This window comes from Thermoleptolyngbya oregonensis NK1-22 (assembly GCF_032705245.1).
GTDB classification, from domain to species: domain Bacteria; phylum Cyanobacteriota; class Cyanobacteriia; order Elainellales; family Elainellaceae; genus Thermoleptolyngbya; species Thermoleptolyngbya sichuanensis.
This window is the reverse complement of record NZ_CP053540.1, coordinates 3,302,843-3,326,757: the sequence shown is the minus strand read 5'-3', so window position 1 is coordinate 3,326,757 and position 23,915 is coordinate 3,302,843. Positions and strand designations below refer to the sequence as shown.

The window sequence follows — 23,915 nt, the reverse complement described above, 5'->3', positions numbered from 1 at the left end:
CATGACCCTCCAAAGTTCTAGTCCACGCCCCCCTGTTGCTGTGGCCACCTGCGACCTGCCTACGCTGCGCCAGTCGGTGCTGGATTTATTTTGCGAGGCGGCGTACAAGGAAGGCGAGTTTACCCTGTCCTCCGGGCAGACGAGCCGCTACTACATCAATGGCAAGCTGGTGACGCTGCATCCGTGGGGTGGGCTGGCCTGTGGACGGCTGCTGCTGGCCCAGGTTCCGGCGGAGGCGGTAGCGGTGGCGGGGCTGACGCTGGGGGCCGATCCGCTGGTGACGGCGACGAGCGTGGTGGGGGCCTATGAGGGGCGATCGCTCGCCGCGCTGATCGTCCGCAAAGAGGCGAAGGGCCACGGCACCCAAGCTTATATTGAAGGGCCGGTTTTGCCGTCGGGTAGCCCGGTGGTGGTGCTAGAAGACGTGGTGACCACAGGACAATCGGCGCTCAAAGCGGTCGATCGTCTGCGCGATGCCGGGTATGTGGTGAACCATATCATTTCCCTGGTCGATCGCCATCAGGGCGCAGCAGACTTGTATTACCAAGAGGGGCTGGGCTTTCAGGCGATTTTTTCGATTACCGAGATCCAGTCTCGCTGGGCAGCGCTGCAACGAGCGGGTGAGGGATAAAGAAAATGCTGGCAGCCGTCCTCTATGGTCAGGAAGACCTGCGCCTGGAGCAGCAAGCGCCACCTGTGCCGGGGCCGGGAGAGGTGCTGCTGCGGGTGACGGCGGCAACGACCTGCGGCACGGATCTCAAGGTGTGGCGGCGGGGTGGTCATGCCAAGATGCTAAAGCCGCCGACTCGCTTTGGGCACGAGGGCGCAGGGCATATCGCGGCGCTGGGCGACGGGGTGACGGGCTGGCAGGTGGGCGATCGCGTCGTGGCGAACAACTCTGCGCCCTGCATGGATTGCTTCTTTTGCCAAAGGCAGGAATACTCGCTCTGCACCCAACTGGTGTTTAACAATGGCACATTTGCAGAGTTTCTGACCATTCCTGCGCCCATTGTGCAGCACAACCTCTTGCCAATTCCTGAAGGCATGTCCGATGCGATCGCCGCGATGACAGAACCCCTGGCCTGCGTGCTGCACGGGCTGTCTCGCTCGAATATCCAGTCGGGCGATCGCGTCGTGATTTTGGGGGACGGCGCGATTGGGCTGATGTTTGTGGCGGCGCTGTCGCTGGGCTATGGCGTTGGGGGGAGAGGGGGAGAGGCGGAAAGAACGAAAAACGAAGAACGAAAAACGGAACCTCTTCGTTCTTCGTTCTTCCCTCTTCCCTCACGCCAACACGCAAACGCTCCTTGCGACATCTTCCTCTTTGGCGGTAGCCCCACACGGCTCCGGGTGGGCGAGGCGTTTGGGGCATCGCAGGGGTTCAACCATCGCCAGGTGGCGGATGTGCCTGGGCTGGTGAAGTCGCTGACAGAGGGCTGGGGCGCGGATGTGGTCATCGAAGCGACAGGCGTGCCCAGCGTGTGGGAACAGGCGATCGCCTGTGTGCGTCCAGGGGGAACCGTGAATCTGTTTGGCGGCTGCCCACGGGACACCACGATTACCGTCAGCACCGAGCCACTGCACTACAGCGAACTGACGCTGAAGGGAGTCTTTCACAGCACGCCGCGCCACGTCCGCGATGCGCTGGCGATGCTAGCGGCGGGCGATCGCCCCTTTGAAAAGCTGATCAGCGACGAGCGTCCGCTCAAGGACTTGCAACAGACTTTTTACGATATGCGCGATCGCACTGTGATCAAAGTCGCTATGCGCCCCTAACGCCTGGGAAATCGCGTGAAAATGCGGACGGATCTCTCCTTCACCCGGCATACCCTAATGCTTAGAGAGCGGAACCAGGAACCTCAGGGATGAGGAGCGAGAGGCGGCTCTATCAATTTTCGATTTTGGATTTGCGATTTTGGGTTGCTCGTCAAGCGTCTGCAAGGCTTCCAGCAATCTCATTCGCAGCTCCGCTCAAGAGAATTGATGTGGCGCCACTCCAGCCTAATCCAGGCTAAATCCAAAATCCAAAGCCCAAAATTCCAAACCCCTCCGGAACATAGCCCTACAGGACTGAAGCATCAATTTAGAACTAGCCTGTCTGACCTGCGAAACTTCACCCACTTGTACCAGGTATAAACCTCCCCCTCAGCGCTACACTTAGCAATGAGATTCACCAGAGCTAGCTTTCAATTCGCTTCACTCTGTCTAGGAACTTAACTGACCTCAACCGAGACGGCTTTATTCATCCCCCCGTCTCCAGGAGATAAGCCAATGAGCGATTTTGTCCTTGATGCACCCGCCGCAAACCGCAACACCTACTTTGTGGCATACTACGGCAGTCAATATCAAAAGCAGACTGCGGTTCTCCATGTTCAGCACAACTTTGATGACTCGATTCAAAAGCTGCACCTGCTGATTCGCACGCGAATTAATGAGGTTCTCGGAGAAGAGACCCCCGCTTGCTATCACATCCTGGCGCTGGCAGCTCCCGAAACGATTCCTGTTTAATGCTTCTGGCTAATTCAGAAGCTTAATAAGGTTGATCCCGAAGCGGCTGACCATGAGCAGTGTGGAGTTCATCCATCATTGCCATTATTCAATTGCCATCATTGCTGGATATAGATTCAAAAACAAAAAGACTAGGTTGGGAATTCCCTCGCCTAGTCTTTTTGAGTTTGGGACTTACGAAGCTGGACAATTTCTCGCGGGCTGTGCCTGCGAGAAATTGTCCAAAATCCAGAAAGCCTATCGCAAGAGCGTAAGTCCTGAAGTTTTTAGCCTGGATTTTTAAGGAGCTAGGGCGTTGCCGCGCAGGAGACTGCCGATGGTTTTGGCAGTAATCTTAAGCTGCGTCAGTGGGTTGGCAGGCACGACTGTCTTGTACAGGTAGCTGTCGAAGGTGAGCTTTTGCACGTCGATATCGGCGCACATTTCCACAAACGCCTCGCGGGTCGCATCGGAGCGATAGAACACGCGCTGAAGCAGATCCAGCACCAGGTACGTTGCGCCGTAGGCTTTGTCCCAGCGCTTGATGTAGACCTTGAGGTCGTCTTCGGTGGGGATGCGTTGCCCTTTGTTGGACAGTTCCACAATCGTTTCGGCGCACATGCGACCCGACTTGGCGGCAAAGTAGATGCCTTCGCCGGAGGACTTGGTGACATAGCCAGCGGCATCGCCCACCAGCGCCACACGTCCCACCACCCGACGGGGGCGGGGATGTTCGGGAATGGGGTGCGCTTCGACTTTGATGATTTCGCCGCCTTCTAGCTTGGCTGCGGCGCGTTGGCGAATGCCCGCTTGCAAATCTTTGATGCGGGACTTGTTCACCTTCATCGTGCCCGTGCCAACGGCAACGTGGTCGTATTTCGGGAAGACCCAGGCGTAAAAGTCGGGCGACACGTCATCGCCGACATACATTTCGGCTAGCTCGTGATAGTACGCCATCTTGTCTTGGGGCAGGCGAATGCGCTCTTGGAAGGCGATCGCATAGTTATAGTCCCCCGCATCAATGGCTTTGGCAACGCGAGAGTTTGCGCCGTCTGCACCAATCACCAGGTCAACTTGCAGGGTTTGGGCAGTGCCCTCCACGCTGCCGTTGGAGTGGTCAGCATAGTGGAGGGTGTAGGGGTCGCTGCTGGTTTTTGGCAGATCCAACCCATAGACAGTGCCGTTGATCAGCTTTGCGCCCAGTTTGGCAGCGCGATCGCGCAAAAAGCCGTCCAGCACTTCGCGGCGACACATGCCGATATATTCGTCATCCTTGAGCGTGCTGCCGATGTTGACCTCGATATTGGAGGGCGAGATCATCTTCATCTTGCGGACGCGGCGATCGATAATTTCTGGCGGCAGGTCAAATTCACCCACCATGCAGAGTGGAATCGCCCCACCGCAGGGTTTTGCGTTGTCTAACTTGCGTTCAATGAGATAAGTTTCGATACCTGCTTTTGCCAGGGTCTCGGCAGCGGAAGAACCTGCCGGCCCGGAACCAACGACAGCAACCCGTAGAGCCAAAGGTCGTCTCCCAAATTTTCATGTAAAGCGTACGAGTGGCATCGTAGCATGAGCGGGGAGCCTGATTCAGCAAGGGTTTTGGGGATATGGCGAAATTGAAACAGACTGTAACTTCTCGTAACGAGAATTGAGGCAGATCCTCTCTGTCTAGCATCCCACATCCCTTGTTTTGCAGGCGTTTCAGCCCTTATGGGTGGGCCCATTGAAGATCGTCAATGGCAATCCCAGTTTTTCCTCAGGTTTCCTTGGAGGCGAAAGTTTCCTGGAGGCAAAAGTTTCCTAGAGGCGAAAATTTCCCGGAGGCAAAAGTTTTCTAGAGGCGAGGGGACGGGCTAGCAGCCAGCCTGCATCCCTTGAGCCGAGCAATGAGCAATCGTCTGGGCCGAACCATCGTCGGCCTTGCTGCAAGACTGGCTAGCTGGGCGATCGCAGTTTTAGGTGCTTGGGCTTTAGGTTCTGTGGCGGGTTCTGTGGCGGGTTCTGTGGCGAGTCCTTGGGCAAGTCCTTAGGCAAGGGGTCTGCCTGGAGCAAGTCTGACGGAACTTGCTTCGTCAACCACACCAGAAAGTTGCCCAGCGTGCCCTCTAGCAGTTCCTCCAAATCCCCTTCTAGAAACACCTCGAAGGCCTGCTGAACATCTTCATAGAAGGATAGTTCCCAGTCAAACCAGCACACCTGCGTCCAGTGCAAATCCGCTTCTAGGCGATCGCCCGGCAGCAGTTTCCCAAAGGGTAATCCCGAATATTGCTCCAACTGATGAGCCGCAAAGTTGACGACCGCTTCTGCAATGCCCAGCGATTTGCCGTAGGTGTGAAACCATTCCTGGGGGCTGAGGCTCGGCCGCCGCTGGAGCGATCGCACCACCCGCCGCCGCATTGCCAGATCAGGACGCAGGGCTGTGTAGCTACGCAAGCTATAGAACCAGTTTCGGAGCCGATGCCACATAGACGCAGGAGATGGGTAAAAACCCAGAGGGCGCTTTCCCCAAAGTATTCCCATTTGACGAGGAATCTCTCAGAAGGGGCCTGCGCCCCAAGACAGAGATTCCCGCGCCAGCGTCCCCAGCCTAAACCTGCCCTAGCCCCGCTACTCTGTTGCGTTCAGGTCAAAAATCACGTCCTGTTCCAGGTCAAAAATGTGGTCGTAGTCAAAAATGAGTGAATTCGGGTGGCGCATCAGCGAAAAGCCAAAGTTTGAGACGACATCGGTAGTAAACGTCGCCATCACCAGTTCAACCAGCCGCTTTTCGGGAATTTCTGGCTCCTGCACGAAATAGTTTCGCCGCGCAAAAAACACGCCTTCATCCTTGGGCACGACAATGCTGTTGACCCGATGAGCATATTGGATCGGCTTGATATAGGTGGCAATAAATTCATCCTGGTTGCGCTGGAGGCGGTACAGCTTTTCATGCTGATACCAACTCATGCGAAACATCATTTTCAGCAGCTCAAAGCCCAGCACATAGCTAAATACGTTGTTGCGCTCCTCCGTGCTGAACACCAGCCGCAGCGCCGATTCCAGGTATAAATCTGGCTGCCGTCGCGCATCCTGAGCAGAATGCACATAAAACTGGCGGATATAGCGTCGCAGCACACCCGCATCTAGCTCGGTAGCAATACGAAATTCCTTGAGATAGTCTCGTACCCGCTGCTCGGTTTCTTTGTCCTCCAGCTTGCGCGACACCAGCCCATCGGCCGTGTAGTCGTCCAGAAACTCCGCCTGCACCTCTGGCGATGCTGCACACATCAGGTGACACAGCGACAGTACGTAACGCCGCTGATGCCAGGGCAGGCTTTCTACCCAGATCTTTGCCTCTGGCGGCAGCTTGTTGAGAATGCTCCCAACTGTGTCGTCTCGATAAAAACCGTTGCGTCGGGGAGGTCGGGGTTTTGCCATAGAGGGGCAAACGGTCTAGCACCAATAAAGAGCCGTCGAGGATTTATGAACTGCGATATTTCTATAATTTAACGTTTAACCATCTGATGCCTACCCAGTTTAATGGCTACCCAGTTGGTCTGCAATGACTCGGTTAAAAGGGCGATCGCCCTTCATCCAACTCTTCATCCACCTGTTTTATCCAACTCCCACTTGCGTTCCAATTAGCCCATCCGCTCCAGGTATTTACGGATATTTGAAAAAACACGAACTTTTATCTCGATTTCCCAGTCACTCCTGTAAAGCCGCTTCATCTTTTCCATTTTGTTTAGCCACGTAAAGAAATCTACATAAACCTTGTATAAAGCAACCGGGTCAGTTCTGTAAAAATACGATGAAATCGACATTCACTCAGTGACCCCTACTAGCCCATCACGTCAGGATAAACACGGAGGCGTGGATCACGCGACTCCGACCAGGCGTGTCTACCAAGCTCCGCTTCGTGATGCATTTTTGCGATGCATCTCTTAGACCGTCTATCAGGGTTTTGTTCATACCCAGGCTGTCCCAGCCAGTCAAACGTTTGGGAAATGGGCCTGCCATTCTTGCTCCGTCCGGGGTGCGCTACCCAGGCTACCGGACGACTATTACTGCCCTCCTCAAAGCTATCCTGCCCCCTTTGATCAAGACAGCCCTTTGAGGAGGCACAAAGTAAAATCCTATGTCTTGCCGGGTCTTCTACCAGAAGACCGGTAGCCTACCGCAGTTTGCAAACACGGTTCACGTTCAACAAACGTGCATAAAGGTAGGTTTTAACTATGAATTTGCGTCATTTGGGTTTTCAGACCCTTCTTTTAGGCACTGCCATTACTGCTTCCGTAGTGGCCAGTGCGCCCGCTCAAGCCGTTGCTCTCTTTGGTTCAATTGGGCTGACGGGTAGTTCAATGGTGACTCCAAATGGGGTGACCTTTCTGACGGACACCGTAAACATTGCCAGCGGCAATTTTACCGGGCTGCTAAACTCCGACACGGCTACCCTTAAGCCGCTGGTTTTCACGCCCGCACTCGGAACCAATCCAGCAGCAGGTATATACTCAAATCGAGGCGTGGCAGCGCTGCCAAGCTTTATCGACTTTGGAACAGTTACCATTGGTGCAACCACAGCGACGCTCACATTTGATTTAGATGAAGTGAGTAATGCTGTGACAACCATCGTTAAAAGCCCTGTCTTCGGCATTAGTCACAATATCAATCCGTTGACTGGCAAATTTAACTTTAATGGTCAAACCATTGCAGCCGGTTTTCTGCAAGCATCTGTTTCGGGGAGTGGGGCAAATGCTGCCAGCACCTACCAAATTACGCTATCTACACAGCCTATTCCCACTCCGGCGCTGTTGCCGGGGCTGATGGCGATGGGGGCGGCGGCGCTGCGGAAGCGGAGGGAAGCGGAAGAAGAAACCCTGGATGCTGAGGTTTGAGCCGCGTTTGATGTCGGGTGGCATCGCTGTTTTGTAAGCCACTAGGCATGTTTTGACGAAGCCACAGCGCGGGTGTGCTGTGGCTTTTTTTGGGTTTGGTTTGGGGTGGGAGGGGATTGGCGGGCCGCCCACGCACGCCTGAGTCGCTGCGTCCTGTCGGCCGGATCTCAGACTAAGACACTAGCGTCTGTGCCCTATCTGAGAAAGCTAGGCGACCCGGCTGCTACAACGCTCGACAAGATTAGGACTTACGCAGTTGGACAATTTCTCGCGGGCTGCGCTCGCGAGAAATTGTCCAAAATCCAGAGAGCTTATTGCAAGTGCGTAAGTCTTGAAAGTATAAAGCTCTACATAAAGCTCTACAAATCCACAGATTTGACGACGGGCAGCATCACCCGCGAAGGTGCGTCCGTCGTGCCAGAATACACCGACACCGTGATTACCCGTGCCTCCATTAGCTGACTATCGGCAGGGAGCGTACCGTCGCCTGCATTGACCGGATAGGCGGGCGAACTGGCTCCGCTGAGGCTGAGACGCAGGGCGCTGCCCTTGGGAAGCTGGATGCAGGTGGGCTGGAGGGCGATCGTGTAGCGCGGTGCGGGCTGGGCGGGGTAGTGTGTGCCAATTCGCAGATAGCCCTGGGTGAATTGCAGCACCGTGCCGTTGGGTTTCACTTCCGACAGCGCCGCGCCCAGGTCAAAGCTAAAGGTGTCGGCGTTGCAGCACACATCCACCAAAATTTCTCCAGCGATCAGCAGGTCATCGGCGAGCGGTTCGCTGGTGTAGGTAACGACATCCGTGCGGCTATCCAGCGCAGACCGATCGACCGGGCCCGGCGGCACAGTGGCATGGCCGCCCAGCGTGGGCACGGGCCGCCACGGGTCGTGGACAAAGCTGTCGGGGATTGCTGCGCCTCGATCAGCATCCGTCCCTGTCGCACCTCCCTGAGGGGTCAGCGCACCGTGTTCGTCGCCCATGGCCGCCAGGCCGTTGCCTGCCAGCCAGAGCGGGGTCTTGGGCGGATTGGGAAACGCACCGAGCGATCGCCACTGGTGAGTTCCCAAATCAAACAAATGCACCGGCGACTCGTGCATTAGCTCGGAGTCGATGCCCTTCAAAAACTGGTCAAACCAGCGGATCTGCACCTGGTCAATGGGCGAACTGGCCGCCGGGCCATAGTCCACGCTGCCCACGCGCCGCCCCCAGGGCAAGTGCGCCCAGGGCCCCACCCAGAGGTGCTGGAGATAGCTGCTGCGGGCCGCCATCGAGCGATAGAGCCGCAGCGTGCCCCGCAGGTGTGTGTCAAACCAGCCGCCAATATGCAGCATGGGCAAATCGACCTCGCCCCAATAGGTTTTGGGGGAAAGCCGTCGCCAATAGTCTGCCGTGGGGTCGGGGTTGCTCAGCCAGTCGTGATAAAAGGAGTCGGGCGCGAGGCGTTCCAGCAGTTCCGAGCGGGGACAGACCGGATCGACCTTGAACGGCGCATGGGCCACGGCATACAGCGCTTCGTAGGCTTCTGGGTCGCCCTGGCGGCGGGCGGTTTCGCTGGCCAGTTGCAGCGCCCAACTGAGATTGTTCTGATAGCAAAAGGCTCCGCCTTCGTAGGCCCAATCGGCATAGAGGTCAAAGGCGACCATGCTGGGACAGATGGTGCGGAGGGCAGAGGGCTGGGCGATCGCCGCGTAGAGCTGGGTCATGCCCTGATAGGAAAAGCCGTACATCCCCACCTGCCCATCGCTGCCGGGAAGCTGGGAGGCCCATTCCACCGTGTCGGCTCCGTCCTCAATTTCGTGGGCAAACAGGTGGAACTCGCCCTCCGATGTCCCGCGCCCGCGCACGTCCTGAATGACCACGATGTAGCCGTGGGCAGCATACCAGGACGGATGGGCATAAACCACCGTCGAGGCGATCGCCCGTCCGTAGGGCTGCCGCATCAGCAGCACCGGAAACGGCCCCTCTGCATCGGGATAGTAGACATCCGCATCCAGGCGCACTCGATCGCGGGTGTACATGGACGCGGTTTTCTTGGGCAACACAGGCAGCATAGCGAAATCGCAGGGAGAAGGGGGCACTATAAGCAGGGAGTGATCGGAAGGCGACATCAGGAACCCTCAGTGACGTTGATTAGTGACGTTAACTTTGGTGACGTTAACTTGGTGACGTTAACTTGGTGAGGCTGACTTGAAGACTTTAACTCGACTTCAAGCTAGCTTCATGGCTGGGTCAACTGGGGGAAAATACCGAGTTCCTTACAAAAAATTTCCAGAATTGTAAGGAAACTTCAGACCTGAATGTGAATTCTGTTACTATCGTGGGCGCTGTTGAAACCACTCTGAGTGTCCACCCTCACGCGAATCAAGACTATATAAATTACTACTGGCTAAACCAATCCAGACTGGCTAGGGCTGCATTAGCCAAATACGTTTGAGTCACGATTGAGTCACGTATTGAGTCACGACTTTAGTCAGGATCACCTCGATGTTCTTCTGATCAAAAGTTTCAGACGGTATCTTGTCTATTTGTCATTTATTTGCATTCTCTCTAGGTCATTCCCAGATTATTCCCAGGTTAGCGATAAGGATGGTTCTATGAAAAGTCAACGATTTCAATATAAGCGGCTGGGGCTGCTGCTGGCACTCTCCACCGGGCTAAGCTGCGTATCGCTGGGGCTACCCCTTCAGCGGGCCCTGGCCAACGGCTGGATTCTCTACCAGGAAGGAAACCTGCAACCTCTGGTGGGGACGCACACCTTCGCGGGCACAGCAGGGCAGACTGTGGCGATCGCCCTCCGCACGGACGGCTTTTCGGGTGCGGTGGTGCTGATTGCGCCCAACGGCGATGAAGTCGCCAGAAATGAATACTACGGCCGCACGAGTGGCCCAATGATTGTCACGACGCTACCGACCAGCGGCGCGTACAAAATCCTCGCGCAGTCGCCCTACGGTCAGGCAGGAACCTACACCGTGAACGTGCGGATTGCGACAGCCTATGACTTGGCCTTTTCGCGCGGCGTTCAGTTGAACCAAGAGGGCGACTATGCCGGGGCGATCGCCGCCTTCAATGAAGCCATTCGTGCCGACCCACAAAGCCCCGAAGCCTACGTGGAACTTGGCAATCTGCTCTATGACGATGCCAGACGGCTGAAGCCAGAAGAAGCTCGCAGCATCGTTTCTGCCTATGAGCGAGCCGCCGCCGCCTACGAACGGCAGGGCAACCAGGAGATGGTACAGATGTTGCGCGACCTGATCGTCGTGGTTCAAGCGGAGGTCAGCCCTATTCCTTCTGGGGCTTTTCCTGGAGGAGGCGTTCGGTAATCGAACTAAACCTCTTGGAGGCTTGCCGTCTCCCCTGAGCAAGCATTTTTCATCTACATTAGACCTCTTGCATAAATGCTTTTCTGAGAGCGTGAATCGTTGAGCGGCGGTGCTGCTCAACGATTCACACAAGAGGTCTATTCAAGCAGCGGCCGCCCCTGGGCGGTCTTTTTTTGTGGTCATACCCTTTTCACGCCCCACCTTCACCGCCCCCGGTTGGGGTGTATCCAGCAGAACTTACCGTTTCCGATACTTTCTGAGAGTATCTTTAGCAGCTTGGCACCGGGCTGGTGTCCAAGCGCGAAGGGCTTGCCTGTTCACAGGTTATTGCTTAAACGACTGCTTTAACACTGCTTTCTTTAACTACTTTAGCGAGGTGTGCAAATTTGCCGATCCCCCTCCCCCTTTTCTGGTACGCCGAAGGCTTTAAGCCCAGAGCAGGAGAGGGAATTCAAACCGCTCTGGCTCCCCTGCTCACCATGTAGGCTGCTGTGTACACACCAGTCTTCTAGACTTGAGCGGCGATGCTTTGATCCCCCCTAGCCCCCCTTAGCAAGGGGGGAACTGATCCCCTCTACCCCCCTTAAATATGGGGGAACTGGATCGGAGGTTCCCCTTAGTAAGGGGGATTTAGGGGGATCTCTCAGAGCCTGATGCAAACAATCGAGATGTGTGTACCCAGTGACACCCTATCGGGGAAGGGTTGGGGAATGAGGGAGGGCGGAAAGTTGCATGTTGTGTCCGCTCTAGTAACTCGCCTCTAGTAACTCGCCTTTAAAGAGATTAAAGAGCCTGCTTTTCAGAGCGTCTGTTTTCTGTATTTAGAAAAGCAGCTTAGCGTTTGTCCGTAGTGCCAATCCTATCGGTGACCTTCGATGATGCGACCCCAGCGATTTTTCCCAACGTTTTGCCTTGCGCTCTGCTCCACAGCAGCATCAGTTCTGCTGTTTAGCCCGGCGGCGATTTCCGCAGAGATCGCTCCGCGAATCGCCCAAACTGCTCCGTTCCAGCCTGTCCCACTGTTCGCTGAAGTTACGCTGAGTCCGGCGGCACCCGACACGGTGGCAGACGTTCTGGCAGAGGATCTGAATGTGCGGATCGACGGTTCGCCTACTATGCTGCCCATCAACCGGGCACTCAAGAAATATTACGAGCAGGAAGTCGCAGGCAGCGAAGTCACCATCGACGCAAGCGGCACCGAGGCAGCAATTGAGAAACTGCTGGAGGGCGACATTGACCTAGCGGCGATCGCCCGTCCCCTCACCCGCACCGAAAAGCTCAAGGGCTTGAAGGAAATTCCCATCAGCCTGGAAAAAATTGCCATTATCGTTGGCAAAAACAATCCCTTTGACGGCGTGCTGACCGTCGAGCAGTTTGCCCAAATCTTCCGGGGCGAGATTACCGACTGGTCAGAGGTTGGCGGCGAACCGGGGCCGATCCGCTTCATCGATCGCCCGCTGGACAGCGACACCCGCCTGGCCCTGGGCAAATACGGCATTTTGCAGAATACCGAGGTGGCGCTGGGCGACAACGTGGTGCGCCTAGACAAGGATGACACCGCCGAGGTGATTCGTCTGCTGGGGAAAGATGGCATTAGCTACGCGATCGCCAGCCAGCTCACCAACCAGACCAAAGCCCGCCCCGTGAAAATCGGCGTGCTGCAAGAAACCCTGCCCGAAGACACGATTTATCCCTACACCGTGCCCCGTGGCTATGCCTATCGCGACGGCAGCACGGCGATCGCCTCGTTTCTGGGACTGGCTCAGGGCGAAACGGGTCAGTCGGCGATCGCCGCCGCCAAGCTAGAAGAAGCCAAGGCGATTGCCACCGGCCGCGGGGTCAAGAAAGTTGCGGAACCCGTGGTCGAAACCGTGGCCCAGGCCGCCGACGATGCCGTAGTGGCAGAGCGACGTGGACTTCCCGGCTGGCTGTGGCTGCTGCTGCCTCTGGCGCTGCTGGCGCTGGCGGCCCGCTGGCTGGGTGGCTGGCTGGCCAAGCGCGGCCCGGTGGTCAAGGATGTACAGCAGTCATCAATGGTTTCCCCACCTGCACCCAAAGTGGAAACCCAGGTGGAGCCTGTGGTTACGGAAACGGTGGAACCTGTGGTTGCGGAAACGGTCACCGTAGAACCCGTCGTTGCGCCGCAGCCCGTGATGGAACCCGTTGTTCCTGCGGAGCCTGTGGTTGCTCCTCGCGTGGTGGACGTGCCTGCGCTGTTTGTCCAGGCCTCCAAGCTGGTGGAAGGTGGCCGCTATGCCGAAGCGCTGCCCTACCTGGATGAAGTCGTCGAGGCAAAATCCAACGACGCGCTGATCTGGCTGAATCGTGGGCTGGCCCTGGCCGGGCTGGGCCGCCATGAACCTGCCATCGAAAGCTTTGACCGGGCGATCGCTCTCCAGCCCGACCTCACCGAAGCTTGGATTGGCAAAGGCGAAACCCTGGTGCTGCTGGGTCGCGAGGACGATGCCCGGGCCGCGTTCAATAAAGTCGTGGAACTGCGCCCAACCTTTGTGCGCCCTGGCTATACCCCCGTCCCCATCGTCACGCCAGAGCCGGAGGTCATCGCGCCTGCGCCCGTAGAGCCGCCTGCGATGACGGAACCCGAAATTGTAGAACTGATTAGCACGGAAGAGGTGATTGAGCTGACGCAGCAGCCCGTTCCCGAAGCGCCCGTGGCCGACTCCTTTGAAGCACTGAAGGAATCGGTTGAAGAAGCCGTTGCGCCAATGGTGGAATCAGTAGCGGAACCTGTGGCGGAAACAGTCGAGGAGGCAATTGACACGGTAACGGAAACGGCCACTGAAACAGTGATCGAACCCGTCGTGGAACCGATCATGGAACCCGTGATGGAATCCGTTGCGGAACCCGTGATGGAATCCGTTGCGGAACCCGTTGCGGAAACCATTGAGCCTGCGATCGCCCCCCCGACTGAACCCGTCGCGGAACCCGCTGCAGAACCCATTGTGGAACCCGTTCCAGAAGCGCTCGTAGAACCGACCGATGGAACGCTGAAGCAAGCCTTTTTGGACGCGCTGATGCATCATTGCGGCAAGACGCTGGACACGGCAGAACCCTGGGACAAGTACATGGCGCTGTCCTACGTGGTGCGCGATCGCCTGTTTGCCCTGAGAACGCCAGAGACGGATTGGGCCACCCTGGGCGATCGCCTGGTGATTGAGCTTTCGGCAGAATATCTGCCCGGGCCCCACCTAGCCAATAATCTGTTCGCAATGGGTCTGTCGCCCGAAGCGCAGACTTCGCTGGCCGAACTGGGCATTACCCTGGAGGACTTGATCGCGCTGGAAGAAGAACCCGGTCTGGGCCGCGGCGGGCTGGGTCGGCTGATGATTTGCTACCTCGACTCGCTGGCGACGGCCACCATTCCGGCGATCGGCTACGGCATCCGCTACGAGTTCGGCATTTTCGACCAGGACTTCAGCGACGGCTGGCAGGTCGAAGTCGTGGACGAATGGCTGAAAAACGGCAACCCCTGGGAAATTGAGCGCCCGGAAGCAGCGGTGAACGTGCTGTTTGGCGGCCGCAGCGAAGCCTACATGGATGCCGACGGCCGCTACCGGATGCGCTGGGTTCCCGATGAGGCGATTCGCGCCATCCCCTACGACACCCTGATTCCGGGCTATCGCTCTGGCGCGGCCAGCCTGCTGCGCCTGTGGAAGGCAGAAACCGATGCCAACCTATCCAAGGTGCTGTATCCCAGCGACATGGAGGAATACGGCCGGGAAGTGCGCCTGCGGCAGCAGTTCTTCTTCGTGTCTGCCTCGCTGCAAGACGCAATTCGCCGACACCTAGAGGCAGGTGGCAGCATCCACACCCTGCCAGAGCGATTGACGATCCAAATCAACGACACTGACCCAATCATTGCCATTCCCGAACTGATGCGCCTGCTGATGGACGGGCACGGGCTGGAGTGGGATCAAGCCTGGGACATCACCTGTAAAACGTTTGCCTACACCAACCACAGCCTGCTGCCGGAGGCATTGGACTCCAACCACTACTCGCTGCCGACGGTGCAAAAGCTGTTCCCACGCCATTTCGAGATTCTGCTAGACCTCAACAGCCGATTTTTGGGCACGGTGCGCGACCAGTATCCCGGCGACGAGGGCAAGGTGATTCGCCTGTCGCTGGTGGATGAGGCGGGCGAAAAGCACTTCCGTCTGGTGAATCTGGCGCTGCTTAGCAGCTACGCGGTCAACGGCGTGTCGGCCCAACATACCGAGTTGCTGAAGCAAAAGTTCGCTGATTTTGCCGAACTGATGCCGCAGAAATTTAGCAACCAGACCAACGGCGTGTCGCCGCGCCGCTTCTTGGCGCTGAGCAATCCGCCCCTGGCCGACCTGATCACCCAAAAGCTGAGCAGCGGCTGGGTGACGCACCTGGAAACGCTGAAGGATCTGGAGGCCTATGCCGAAGATGCGGAGTTTCGGGCGCAGTGGCGACAGGCCAAGCTGATGGCAAAGCAGTCGCTCGCGGAACTCATCCAGCAGCAGTGGGGACTTTCGGTGAATCCGATGAGCCTGTTTGACCTGCAAGCGAATGAAATCCACGAGCACAAGCGCCAGCATCTCAACCTGCTGCATGTGGTGACGCTTTACAACCGGATTAAGGCAAATCCGGGGGCTGCCTTCACGCCGCGTACCGTGCTGTTTGCGGGCAAAGCCGCGCCAGACTACGCCACGGCCAAGCTGATAATCAAGCTAATCAATGCGGTGGCGGAAACGGTGAACACAGATGGGGAAGTGGGCGATCGCCTCAAAGTGGTCTTTATCAAAGACTTCACCATCAAAAATAGCCAGGTGATTTTCCCGGCGGCCGATGTGGCGGAATTCATCGCCACGGCGGGCACCGAAGCCTCTGCCACGGGCAACCTGATCGCCGCCCTCAACGGCGGCCTGCTCTTGGGCACGCTGGACGGCTCCAACCTGGAACTGGCAGATGCCGTCGGCGCAGAGAACAGCTTCCTGTTTGGGCGGACAGCGGCGGAGTCCCTGCCGCTCTACGAAGGCGACCACAACCGCTATCACCTGTACGAGTCGCTGCCCGACCTGAAGCAGGCCATCGACCAGATCGCGTCGGGAGCGTTCTCCTATGGCGACGGCGGCCTGTTCCGCCCGCTGCTGGATCGGCTACTCTACGGCGATCCCTACGGCGTGCTAGCAGATTATGCCGCCTACATAGCCGCCCAAGATCGAGTCGCCGCAGCCTACGGCGATGTCGAGGGCTGGACGCGCAAATCCATCCTGACAGCGGCGCGGGCGGGCTACTTTTCGAGCGATCGCGCGATTTGCGGCTACAGCCAGTCCATCTGGAAAATTGCCACCAGCCCGCTGCAATCCTCGATGTCGCTTCCCGGCTAGTCTCCTGCTAGCAGGGGTTCAGGTTTGATTGTCGGGGTGTGAAACAAACGCAAGAGACGCTGCGTGAGCTGGAAGATTTTTTCCCTACTTACGCAGCGTCTATGAACTTTACACTCAGTTCATAACCCCGTATAATCCACGCTTGAAAAAGAAAAGTTATCGTCTCGATTTCATTACTTTTTGATGGCTTCAGGTAAAGTTGCCAGTTGACATTTTTGAATGCGTTCAAGCTGTTTTTGTTTTAGTACAAGAGGTTAGCAATGGTGGGTACTGTCGTCGCCGAACTGGATGTTCACAGTCAGCGGAACTGCTATTTTTTCACGCCTGAGCAAATGGAGAAGCTGCAAAAGGAAGTTGCGGTTTCCACCGTTTTAGAGCCAGGTGTTTACACGCTGAAAATCAAGAGTGGAACCTTTAGCTATCGCGGGCTGAGTGGACACTCTGGTGAGCCTCTGGTGCTGCTGTGGATCTATGGCGGCCCATTCACCAATCGAGACACGGGGGTTTCCGTAGGCGCAACCTGGGTTTCGCTAAACGGCTACGAAGATGCAGTGACGCTGGAGGTCAAAGGGCAGACTACGGTGTCTGCTTTCTTTTTTGACACCTATCTAGAAGACAACACGGGTGAACTTTTTTTAACCGTCGCCAAGCACTAGTTTTCTAAATTTTCTAAGTTTTCTAAGTGCTGTTGAGTTCACTGAGCGATGTTCTGAGCGTTGATTTCGGGTTGGTTCGCTGAGCAGAATTGTAGCGAAAGGTACGACCCGTAGCCCTCGTAGAATGACACGCAGTTTCAAGGGCTGTTTTCTAAACGTTTCCTGATTTCCTACCTGCATTTCCTAATAGTTTCTCAATATTTGCCCCACTTACTTCGGTTGATTAATCATGCGCTTAAACTCTTCTGTCCTTCGACTCTCGGCTACGGTGCTAACGCTAGCTGCTGCCACAGATGCGATCGCCGCATCGCTGAATCGCCGCCCCACGCTGATTTCCCAAGTCATTGCCCAAGCGCCCCAGTTCACCCTGCCCGACTCCCTGCCCGCAGGTACGGTCGTGCGGGTAGACGGCTCCAGCAGTATGCGCGTCCCCAATGAGGGTCTGAAGGGTCGCTTTGAGGGCAAATACAGCGGGTCTAGAGTAGAACTGGCCGAAAGCGGCAGTATCCCAGCGCTAGAGGCGCTCGCCGCAGGCAACATCGACATTGCGGCCATCGGTCGCCCCCTGACCGAAGCAGACCGGGCCAAGGGCTTCCGAGAAGAAAAGCTAGAGCGCGAGAAGATTGCCATTATCGTCGGCCCCAACAGCGCCTTTGACGGCGACCTCACCTTTGAGCAATTCGCTCGGATGTTTAAGGGCGAAATCACCAACTGGTCAGAAGTGGGTGGCCCAAACCTGCCAATTAAGTTTGTCGATCGCCCAGACTCCAGCGACACCCGCCTTGCTCTAAGTGGCTACGATGTCTTTAAAGAGGTGTTTGCAGGTGCGCCGATTGCAGTCGGGGCGAACGGTATGCAGGTTGCAGAAGACACCACCGAAGCCGTAACAGCGGAACTGGGCGAAAACGGCATCAGCTATGCGATCGCCGATCAGGCCATTGGCAACAGCGCCGTCAAGATCGTGCCCATGCACAAAACCCTGCCGGACGACCCCCGCTATCCCTACTCCCAGCCCCGCGCTTACGTTTATAAGGATTTGAACCCCGGTAGCGAAGCCCTGCTAGGATTTGCCACTACCGCACCGGGTCAGGAAGTGTTTGCAGCAGCCAGCCCTGCGGCATCGCCTTCCCCCAGCCCCGTTGCTGAATCCCCCTCCCCCACCCCGACCCCGACTCCCACGGAAACCGTTGCGGCTGCTCCAGCGGAAACTGCACCAGCGCGGGGCGGCTTCCCCTGGTGGCTGTTGCCGCTGCTAGCGGCCGCGGGCGGCTTGCTGTGGTGGCTGACTCGTCCCAAAGCTGCGCCTGCGCCCGTGGTGGCCGCGCCGCCTGTGCCCTTGCCGCCCCCGGTGCGCCCCAGCAGCCGTGTGGTACTAACGCCTTACAACTGTCGAGATGCCTACGCCTATTGGGAACTGACGGACGATCAGAAGGCTGACCTGAAGCGTCGGGGCGGTCGAGATCTAAAGCTGAAACTGCTGGACGTGACAGACATCGACCTGAATCGTCAGGAGCCGCACAGCGTCCAGATGTTTGACGTGGCAGAAACCGACCAGGATCGCCACCTGCCCATCGCCGTAGACGATCGCGATTATCTGGTGGAGGTGGGCTACACCACTGCCGACGGCACCTGGCTTCCGGCAGTGCGCTCTGAGCATGTGCGCGTCCCCGCTTGCCCAGTGGAAGCGGCTGATATTGCGCCAGTGGTAGAAACGCCCGAAACCCGTGAAGTCGTCCAGGCGGCTCGTGTCCCCGGCGCGGCGGTGCTAGGGGGTGCGGCGGCTGCTGGGGCAGCGCTGGTGGGGCTGGCGGGCAAGGACAAGACTGGCCGCATCGTGCTAACCCCCCGCGATTCCAAAACGGCCTACGCCTATTGGGAAGTGCCCGACGAGCAAAAGGCAGACCTGAAAGCGAAGGGGGGGCGCGACTTTAAGCTGAAGCTGTATGACGTGACCAACATTGACCTGGACAAACAATCGGCCCACGATGTCAAAACCTACGACGTGTCGGAGCTAGACCAGGATTATCATGTGCCCATTGCCACGCCCGATCGCGACTATCTGGCTGAGGTGGGCTACACTGCTGCCGATGGCACCTGGCTCCCTGCTGCTCGGTCGGAGCATGTGCGCGTTCCTTCGGTGTTTGCCGATGGGGTTCCGGCGGCGGGTGCAGTGCTGGGGGGCGTGGCGGCAGGTGGTGCGGCGATCGCTGGTTTGACCCAGCCGACCTATACCTCCGTCGCCGATCTGAAGGTAGACAGCAAGGCAAACTGCTTCCTGCTGAGTGACCCTGAAATCAGCCGCATTCAGAACGATATCGCGGTCAAGACCGACCTGGCCCCCGGCAAGTATGCCATCCGCATCGCAGAAGGAGCCTTTGACTACAAAGCCGAAGCCGGTCATCCAGGCGAACCGTGGGTCATCCTGTGGATTTATAACGGCAAGGTGATCAACCAGAAGACGGGCGTTCCCGTCGGCGCAACCTGGTCTACGCTGAACGGCTACGACGACGTGCTGCACCTAGAAGTGCTGGAACCGGCCAAGCTAGATGCCTTCTTTGTGGACACCCACCTGGAGGACAACGAAGGCGTTGTCAAAGTGGTGGTGACCAAGGAATAGCGCGGGTTCGCATTTCATTCACCTGTTTTCAGCCTGTTTGTAGCCTGTTTTCAGCCTGTTTTCAGAGCCAGATCAATAGCGGCATGGGACAGTCAAGCGTTTCCATGCCGCTCTTGTTTTTGACTTCTTTGCTCTGAAATATGAGAAGAAATATCAGAAATATTAGGTCGATTCTCGATTTTGCGATTTTGGATTTGCAGTTTCGGATCACGGGTCAACCGTCTCCACAGCTTCCAGCACTGTCATCCACAGCGCCATTCACTTGCTCTCAGGAGGCTGTAATCCCCAATCCAAAATCCAAGATCCCCCAAATCCGCACCCCTACAGTCGCCCCGTCACCGACAGCCCACCCACCACCACTGACGGTGTGTAGCAAGAGCCATTCCATTCGGCATCGCCGCCCAATTCAATCAGGTTTCGCAGGGCCGTATAGACATTCCCTGCGACCATCGTGTCTTTGACGCGGCCCACTACCTCACCGCGCCGCACTCGATAGCCCAGATCGACATTGATCGAAAATTCGCCCGAAATGCCCGCGCCACCGCCCAGCATTTGATCCACGATAATGCCGTCTTGCATGAGCGCCAGCAGGCTTTCCAGCGGCTTAAAGCCCGGTTCGACAATCAGGTTAAACAGGCCCGGCGTGGGATAGCTGCCCAAACCCGGACGAAAGCCGTTGCCCGTGGTGCCGCTGCTGAGGGCGCGGCCAATGGTGCGGTCGGTATAGAACAACTGCAACGCGCCCTCTTTGACAAAGGTGATGGGCTGGGTCGGGCTGCCTTCATCGTCGAAGGGACAGCTAAAGGGGCCGATGTCGGGATGCTGCGACAGGGTGAGGCGGGAATCCATCACGGGTTCCCCTAGGCGATCGCTCCAGGGCGAGGCCCGCTCGATCACCTGCTTGCCGTTCATGGCAGATTGCACCGTGCCCCACAGCATATCCGCCGCCTTGGAGGTAAACAGCACAGGCACTTTGCCCACGGGCGGCGCGGTGTTGCGTTGCGCCCAGTCGAGCCGCTGCACAATCTGCTGCGACAGCGAAACCGGGTCGAGAATGCCGCGCTCGGTCTGGCCATCCGCCACGCTGAGAAAATCTTCGCCGCGAATCCATTCCGCTGCCATGTAGCAACTGAGGGTGGTGTCGGTATAGCCGCAGTCCAGCCCGTTGGAGTTGATCAGCCGCGTGGTTTCCACGTCGCACTCCCAGTCCGCCGTGCAGAGCGCTTCGGGATATTGTTCGCGCACCAGGGCGATCGCCTCTCGTCCCCATTCCACCAACTGTTCGACGGGTACGCCCACCCCCAAATCGGGGTAGTGCTTGGGATGGGCGGGAGCCAGTTCGATCGTCTCCGGCTCGCTGAGCTGACTGAGGGCGATCGCCCGTTCCACCAGCGCCCCTGGCTCCACCGGCCCATAGGCCACCGCCAGCCCCGGCCGCCCATCTCGCCATAGCCGCAGCGCAATTCCCTCTGCCTGCGAGGTTTCCAACTGCTTCAGCCGATTTGCCTCAAAAAACACCGGCCGCGACAGCGATTGCGACTCATAGACCTCCGCCGCCTCGGCCCCAGACCGCAGCGCCAATTCCAGCAGTTGCTCTGCCAGGGATAGGGATGAGGGCGGACGAGGAGCCATAGGCGGGGGTGGAGAAAGTGCTGATGGAGCGATTAAAGCGATCGGGGAGGAGAGTCCGGGAGATAGGGAGAGGAGATTATCAGCCCTCCCTCAGCCCAGCACCAACTCCGCCAGCAGCCAGAATCCTTTAAATTCCTCTGCCTGCGGATCGGTCTGCACGGCGATGAAATGAATGCCGCCAGCTTTGGCTTTGGCCATTTCAAACTGGGCGGCTTCTTGCTGGAGGGCAGCCGTCGTCAGGGTTGCCAAAATCCAGGAGTCGCTGCCGCCCGTTTCCAAGAGCAGTTGGGGTGGCTTGGATTCAGAGAGATATTTCACGTAGGCGAGTTCCAGCCCTGACATCCAGGCAGCAAGGGGCAGGGCACGGCTGGAAAACAGCAGCAGACCCGGAACGGGTGTGTCAGGGGCGAGTCCCGCCAGCGCCAGCGGAAACGATTCCCCAAAGTCGATCGCCCATTCGCTCAGGTCGTCAAAGGCCGCCGCCTCCAGCGTGACAAAGGCCCACTTTTCCCCAATCAGGGCATCCGGGAGGGGCTGGGGCGTGGGGTTGGGCAGCAGCACCGAGGGATTGCCGCCGGCCTGATAGTTGGGCATTTCTGGATAGACACTGGCCAGGCGCTCGTCGAGCCAACGGCTGAGGGCGAGGGTGCGGCGGCTGGCGTAGGCGGGAATGCCAGCTTCCTCGCAGGCTTTGGTGATCATGTTCGACATTTGCCGCCGAAAGAAGCGGATTTTGTCGGGCGGGGCGGGGGCCTGGGCGATCGCCGCTTCGACCGATTCCCGCAGCTTGACCGAGTTGACCTCGGTGTTGCTCAAAAAGGTGGAATAGCGAAATAACCCGTCCACTGGCTGCTTCACGTCCAGCGGGCTTTCGCAGATCAAAACTTCCCACAGCTTTTTGCCCTTCTCGTCCAAAACCGGTCGAGAATAGAAATCTAGCTCCCAGATGGTTGGCATTCCCGGTCTTCTAACGTGCGTCTCTGCCCTTGATCATACGGGACGGTGGATCATTAAAGGTTTTGGATTTGGGATTGGGAATTTCTGGGGTTTGGATTGGGAATCTCTGGGGTTTGGATTGAGAACCGTCGTGAAACAACGTCGTGAAACGATGAGGAAGAAAATGCTGGGGATCAGGCGACTGCTGGGGTGGATGCTGGCATTGGGGCTGGGGTTGGGTTTTGGGGCGCTAGCGCCAGCTTTGCAGAGCAGCAGCCTCGCCGCGCCCGTGTTTTGTCGGGTGGTAGACGGGCATTCGGTGTGCGTGCTGAGCCTCCAGCGCAGCGCCAAAAACTTTTGGGAATATCGGGCGGCGGTGAGTGTAGACGGTGTGGTGCGTCCGGTGGAGGTGTATGACTGTCGCGATCGCCTCCGGCACAAGGCAGACGGAACGACGGTTTCTTTTTCCAGAGACCTCGCAGGGGCGATCGTTTGTCGCCTTTACAAACGCTGATACAAACGCTAAGAGGGTGTTTGAAAAGGTATCGCCTGTAATGTTAAGCACTCAGAGATCCCCCCTAGCCCCCCTTAAAAAGGGGGGAAACCGCCTTAAAGTCCCCCTTTTTAAGGGGGATTTAGGGGGATCTTGCACGCTTTGCTACAAACAGTAGGACTTTTCAAACATCCTCTCAAACATCCTCTAAGACGAACGCTGATACAAACCGCTAATAACAAACAGCTAATAACAAACCGCTAATAACAAACGCTAACTGGCGCTGATGAGCCATCTGTAACTAGCTAGCAACTATAGGACTTACGCAGTTGGATAGTTTCTCACAGGCGCAGCCCGCGAGGAATTGTCCAAAACCTAGAAAACATATCGCGAGTGCGTAAGTCCTGAACTAATCAGCAATCGTTTGCAAACTCTGATCCGCAACGTGCCGCGCCAAAATCGCCTGCAAGTGTTCTACCACTAGGTCGGTCTGTTCAATCATGGCCAGGTGTCCGCAGTCGGGAAGCTGCACCACGTTCTGTCCACACTGCTGAAATAGACGATGGAAGCTGGCCAGATGCAGCACATATTGCGGCTCCATCACGGTGTCGTTTTGTCCGGCGATGAAGTAGACCGGCTGGGACAGGCGAGAAACGACTTGCGGCAGGCGATGCACCTCGGCTTCGGTCGTCGAGTCAAGCAGTGCGCCCACGGCCGCTGCTGGGTCAGCAGTCACCCAATCCATCAAGCGCTGTCGTCCCCAGGCGCGGTCGATGGGATGGGCAACGTTCATGTAGGTCATCATCAGGTCTACCATCGGCAGGTGGCAGAGCCAGCGGGGGCGCAGCTTGACCAATTGCTGCCCCGCGGCCCGAAAGCGCTCAAATTCCTCTTTGAGGTAAATACCACCGCCGGAATTGACGCAGACCACGCCCTTCACCCGATCGGGCATTCGGTCTGCGGCCCACAGCGCAATGCTGCCGCCGAGGGAGTGTCCCACCAGCCAGACGTTGGAGATATCTAGGGTTTCAAGGAGCTGCTCTAGGTCGCGGGCATAGTCGCTGGGGGTGTAGCCCGGTCGAGGCTGTGGGGCGATCGCCCTAGTCGAGGACGCAGCCGTTGCAGGGACAAAGCCGCCCCCGGCGCTGCTGGGCAACTGATTCGTGGATTCCCTCGAAGCGCTGGTTTGGGCAGACCCAAAAGAAGCATTGGCGCTTGCCTTGCGGGACAACATCGCCCGGCCCGGCTGCGAATCGCCAAACCCGCGCAAGTCGTAGGACAGGCAGGTATAATTCGGCGCAAGCTGCTGAATCACGGGTTGCCAATAGGCACGACTCAGCAGCCAGCCGTGAATAAAAACCAGGGTTATCGGTGTTTGGGTGGGAGCAGTTCGCTCGTAGGCGTGGGGGGTGCCCAGGACATCGACGACATTCATCATACTTCCATCCTATCCCCAGAGTGGGGCCGATGGGGAGTCTGGGTGAATACTTGGGTTCAGGGGCCTAAGGAGTCAGGGGATGGAACT

Annotated in this window: 16 protein-coding genes; 9 read left to right on the top strand and 7 right to left on the bottom strand. The window is 57.5% G+C overall.

What is annotated here, in order from left to right:
• Nucleotide 1: 1 nt before the first annotated feature.
• The 3 genes from pyrE (at nt 2) to HNI00_RS14045 (ending at nt 2,508) form a co-directional block, all read left to right on the top strand.
• Nucleotides 2–631 carry an orotate phosphoribosyltransferase gene (pyrE, locus tag HNI00_RS14055; RefSeq protein ID WP_316787177.1) on the top strand — a complete coding sequence of 210 codons (630 nt, stop codon included), beginning with the start codon at nt 2–4 and terminating at the stop codon, nt 629–631.
• Nucleotides 632–636: 5 nt separating this feature from the next.
• A complete protein-coding gene (locus HNI00_RS14050) occupies nt 637–1,776 on the top strand; it encodes a zinc-dependent alcohol dehydrogenase (protein WP_316787175.1) in 1,140 nt (379 codons plus the stop codon).
• A gap of 495 nt (nt 1,777–2,271) precedes the next feature.
• Nucleotides 2,272–2,508 carry a hypothetical protein gene (locus HNI00_RS14045; protein WP_172357981.1) on the top strand — a complete coding sequence of 79 codons (237 nt, stop codon included), beginning with the start codon at nt 2,272–2,274 and terminating at the stop codon, nt 2,506–2,508.
• A gap of 279 nt (nt 2,509–2,787) precedes the next feature.
• Here HNI00_RS14045 and chlP read toward each other — a convergent pair whose 3' ends face one another.
• The 3 genes from chlP to HNI00_RS14030 all read right to left on the bottom strand — a co-directional run bounded on the left by chlP (nt 2,788) and on the right by HNI00_RS14030 (nt 5,907).
• On the bottom strand, nt 2,788–4,011 hold the full coding sequence (gene chlP / locus HNI00_RS14040; RefSeq protein ID WP_068515126.1) for a geranylgeranyl reductase: 1,224 nt from the start codon (nt 4,009–4,011) through the stop codon (nt 2,788–2,790).
• Nucleotides 4,012–4,425: 414 nt separating this feature from the next.
• Nucleotides 4,426–4,956 carry a hypothetical protein gene (locus HNI00_RS14035; protein WP_316787172.1) on the bottom strand — a complete coding sequence of 177 codons (531 nt, stop codon included), beginning with the start codon at nt 4,954–4,956 and terminating at the stop codon, nt 4,426–4,428.
• Between the two features lie 141 nt (nt 4,957–5,097).
• A complete protein-coding gene (locus tag HNI00_RS14030; RefSeq protein WP_297079165.1) occupies nt 5,098–5,907 on the bottom strand; it encodes a cobyrinic acid a,c-diamide synthase in 810 nt (269 codons plus the stop codon).
• A 797-nt stretch (nt 5,908–6,704) separates the two neighbouring features.
• Between HNI00_RS14030 and HNI00_RS14025 the strand changes: the two genes are divergently transcribed.
• Nucleotides 6,705–7,364 carry a PTPA-CTERM sorting domain-containing protein gene (locus HNI00_RS14025; protein ID WP_316787169.1) on the top strand — a complete coding sequence of 220 codons (660 nt, stop codon included), beginning with the start codon at nt 6,705–6,707 and terminating at the stop codon, nt 7,362–7,364.
• Nucleotides 7,365–7,723: 359 nt separating this feature from the next.
• Here HNI00_RS14025 and HNI00_RS14020 read toward each other — a convergent pair whose 3' ends face one another.
• On the bottom strand, nt 7,724–9,412 hold the full coding sequence (locus tag HNI00_RS14020) for a CocE/NonD family hydrolase (protein WP_316787167.1): 1,689 nt from the start codon (nt 9,410–9,412) through the stop codon (nt 7,724–7,726).
• A 543-nt stretch (nt 9,413–9,955) separates the two neighbouring features.
• Here HNI00_RS14020 and HNI00_RS14015 point away from each other — a divergent pair.
• The 4 genes from HNI00_RS14015 (at nt 9,956) to HNI00_RS14000 (ending at nt 19,329) form a co-directional block, all read left to right on the top strand.
• Nucleotides 9,956–10,681: a tetratricopeptide repeat protein gene (locus HNI00_RS14015; RefSeq protein ID WP_316787165.1), complete on the top strand. Its 726-nt coding sequence runs from the start codon at nt 9,956–9,958 to the stop codon at nt 10,679–10,681.
• Between the two features lie 875 nt (nt 10,682–11,556).
• Nucleotides 11,557–16,056 carry a glycogen/starch/alpha-glucan family phosphorylase gene (glgP, locus tag HNI00_RS14010; protein ID WP_316787163.1) on the top strand — a complete coding sequence of 1,500 codons (4,500 nt, stop codon included), beginning with the start codon at nt 11,557–11,559 and terminating at the stop codon, nt 16,054–16,056.
• Nucleotides 16,057–16,316: 260 nt separating this feature from the next.
• Nucleotides 16,317–16,712: a hypothetical protein gene (locus HNI00_RS14005; RefSeq protein ID WP_172357974.1), complete on the top strand. Its 396-nt coding sequence runs from the start codon at nt 16,317–16,319 to the stop codon at nt 16,710–16,712.
• Nucleotides 16,713–16,941: 229 nt separating this feature from the next.
• A complete protein-coding gene (locus tag HNI00_RS14000; protein WP_316787160.1) occupies nt 16,942–19,329 on the top strand; it encodes a DUF4912 domain-containing protein in 2,388 nt (795 codons plus the stop codon).
• A gap of 321 nt (nt 19,330–19,650) precedes the next feature.
• Here the strand turns inward: HNI00_RS14000 and HNI00_RS13995 are convergent, their stop codons facing one another.
• Both HNI00_RS13995 and HNI00_RS13990 read right to left on the bottom strand, forming a co-directional pair.
• The gene (locus HNI00_RS13995) at nt 19,651–20,961 is read right to left on the bottom strand and encodes a TldD/PmbA family protein (RefSeq protein WP_316787158.1); all 1,311 of its coding nucleotides are present in this window, start codon (nt 20,959–20,961) and stop codon (nt 19,651–19,653) included.
• 90 nt (nt 20,962–21,051) lie between these two features.
• A complete protein-coding gene (locus tag HNI00_RS13990; RefSeq protein WP_297079187.1) occupies nt 21,052–21,918 on the bottom strand; it encodes a Tab2/Atab2 family RNA-binding protein in 867 nt (288 codons plus the stop codon).
• A gap of 130 nt (nt 21,919–22,048) precedes the next feature.
• On the opposite strand from HNI00_RS13990, the gene HNI00_RS13985 reads away from it, so the two are divergent.
• Nucleotides 22,049–22,411 carry a hypothetical protein gene (locus HNI00_RS13985; RefSeq protein ID WP_316787153.1) on the top strand — a complete coding sequence of 121 codons (363 nt, stop codon included), beginning with the start codon at nt 22,049–22,051 and terminating at the stop codon, nt 22,409–22,411.
• Between the two features lie 388 nt (nt 22,412–22,799).
• Here HNI00_RS13985 and HNI00_RS13980 read toward each other — a convergent pair whose 3' ends face one another.
• Nucleotides 22,800–23,825, bottom strand: coding sequence for an alpha/beta fold hydrolase (locus HNI00_RS13980; RefSeq protein WP_420156361.1), 1,026 nt, complete (start codon nt 23,823–23,825; stop codon nt 22,800–22,802).
• Nucleotides 23,826–23,915: the final 90 nt, after the last annotated feature.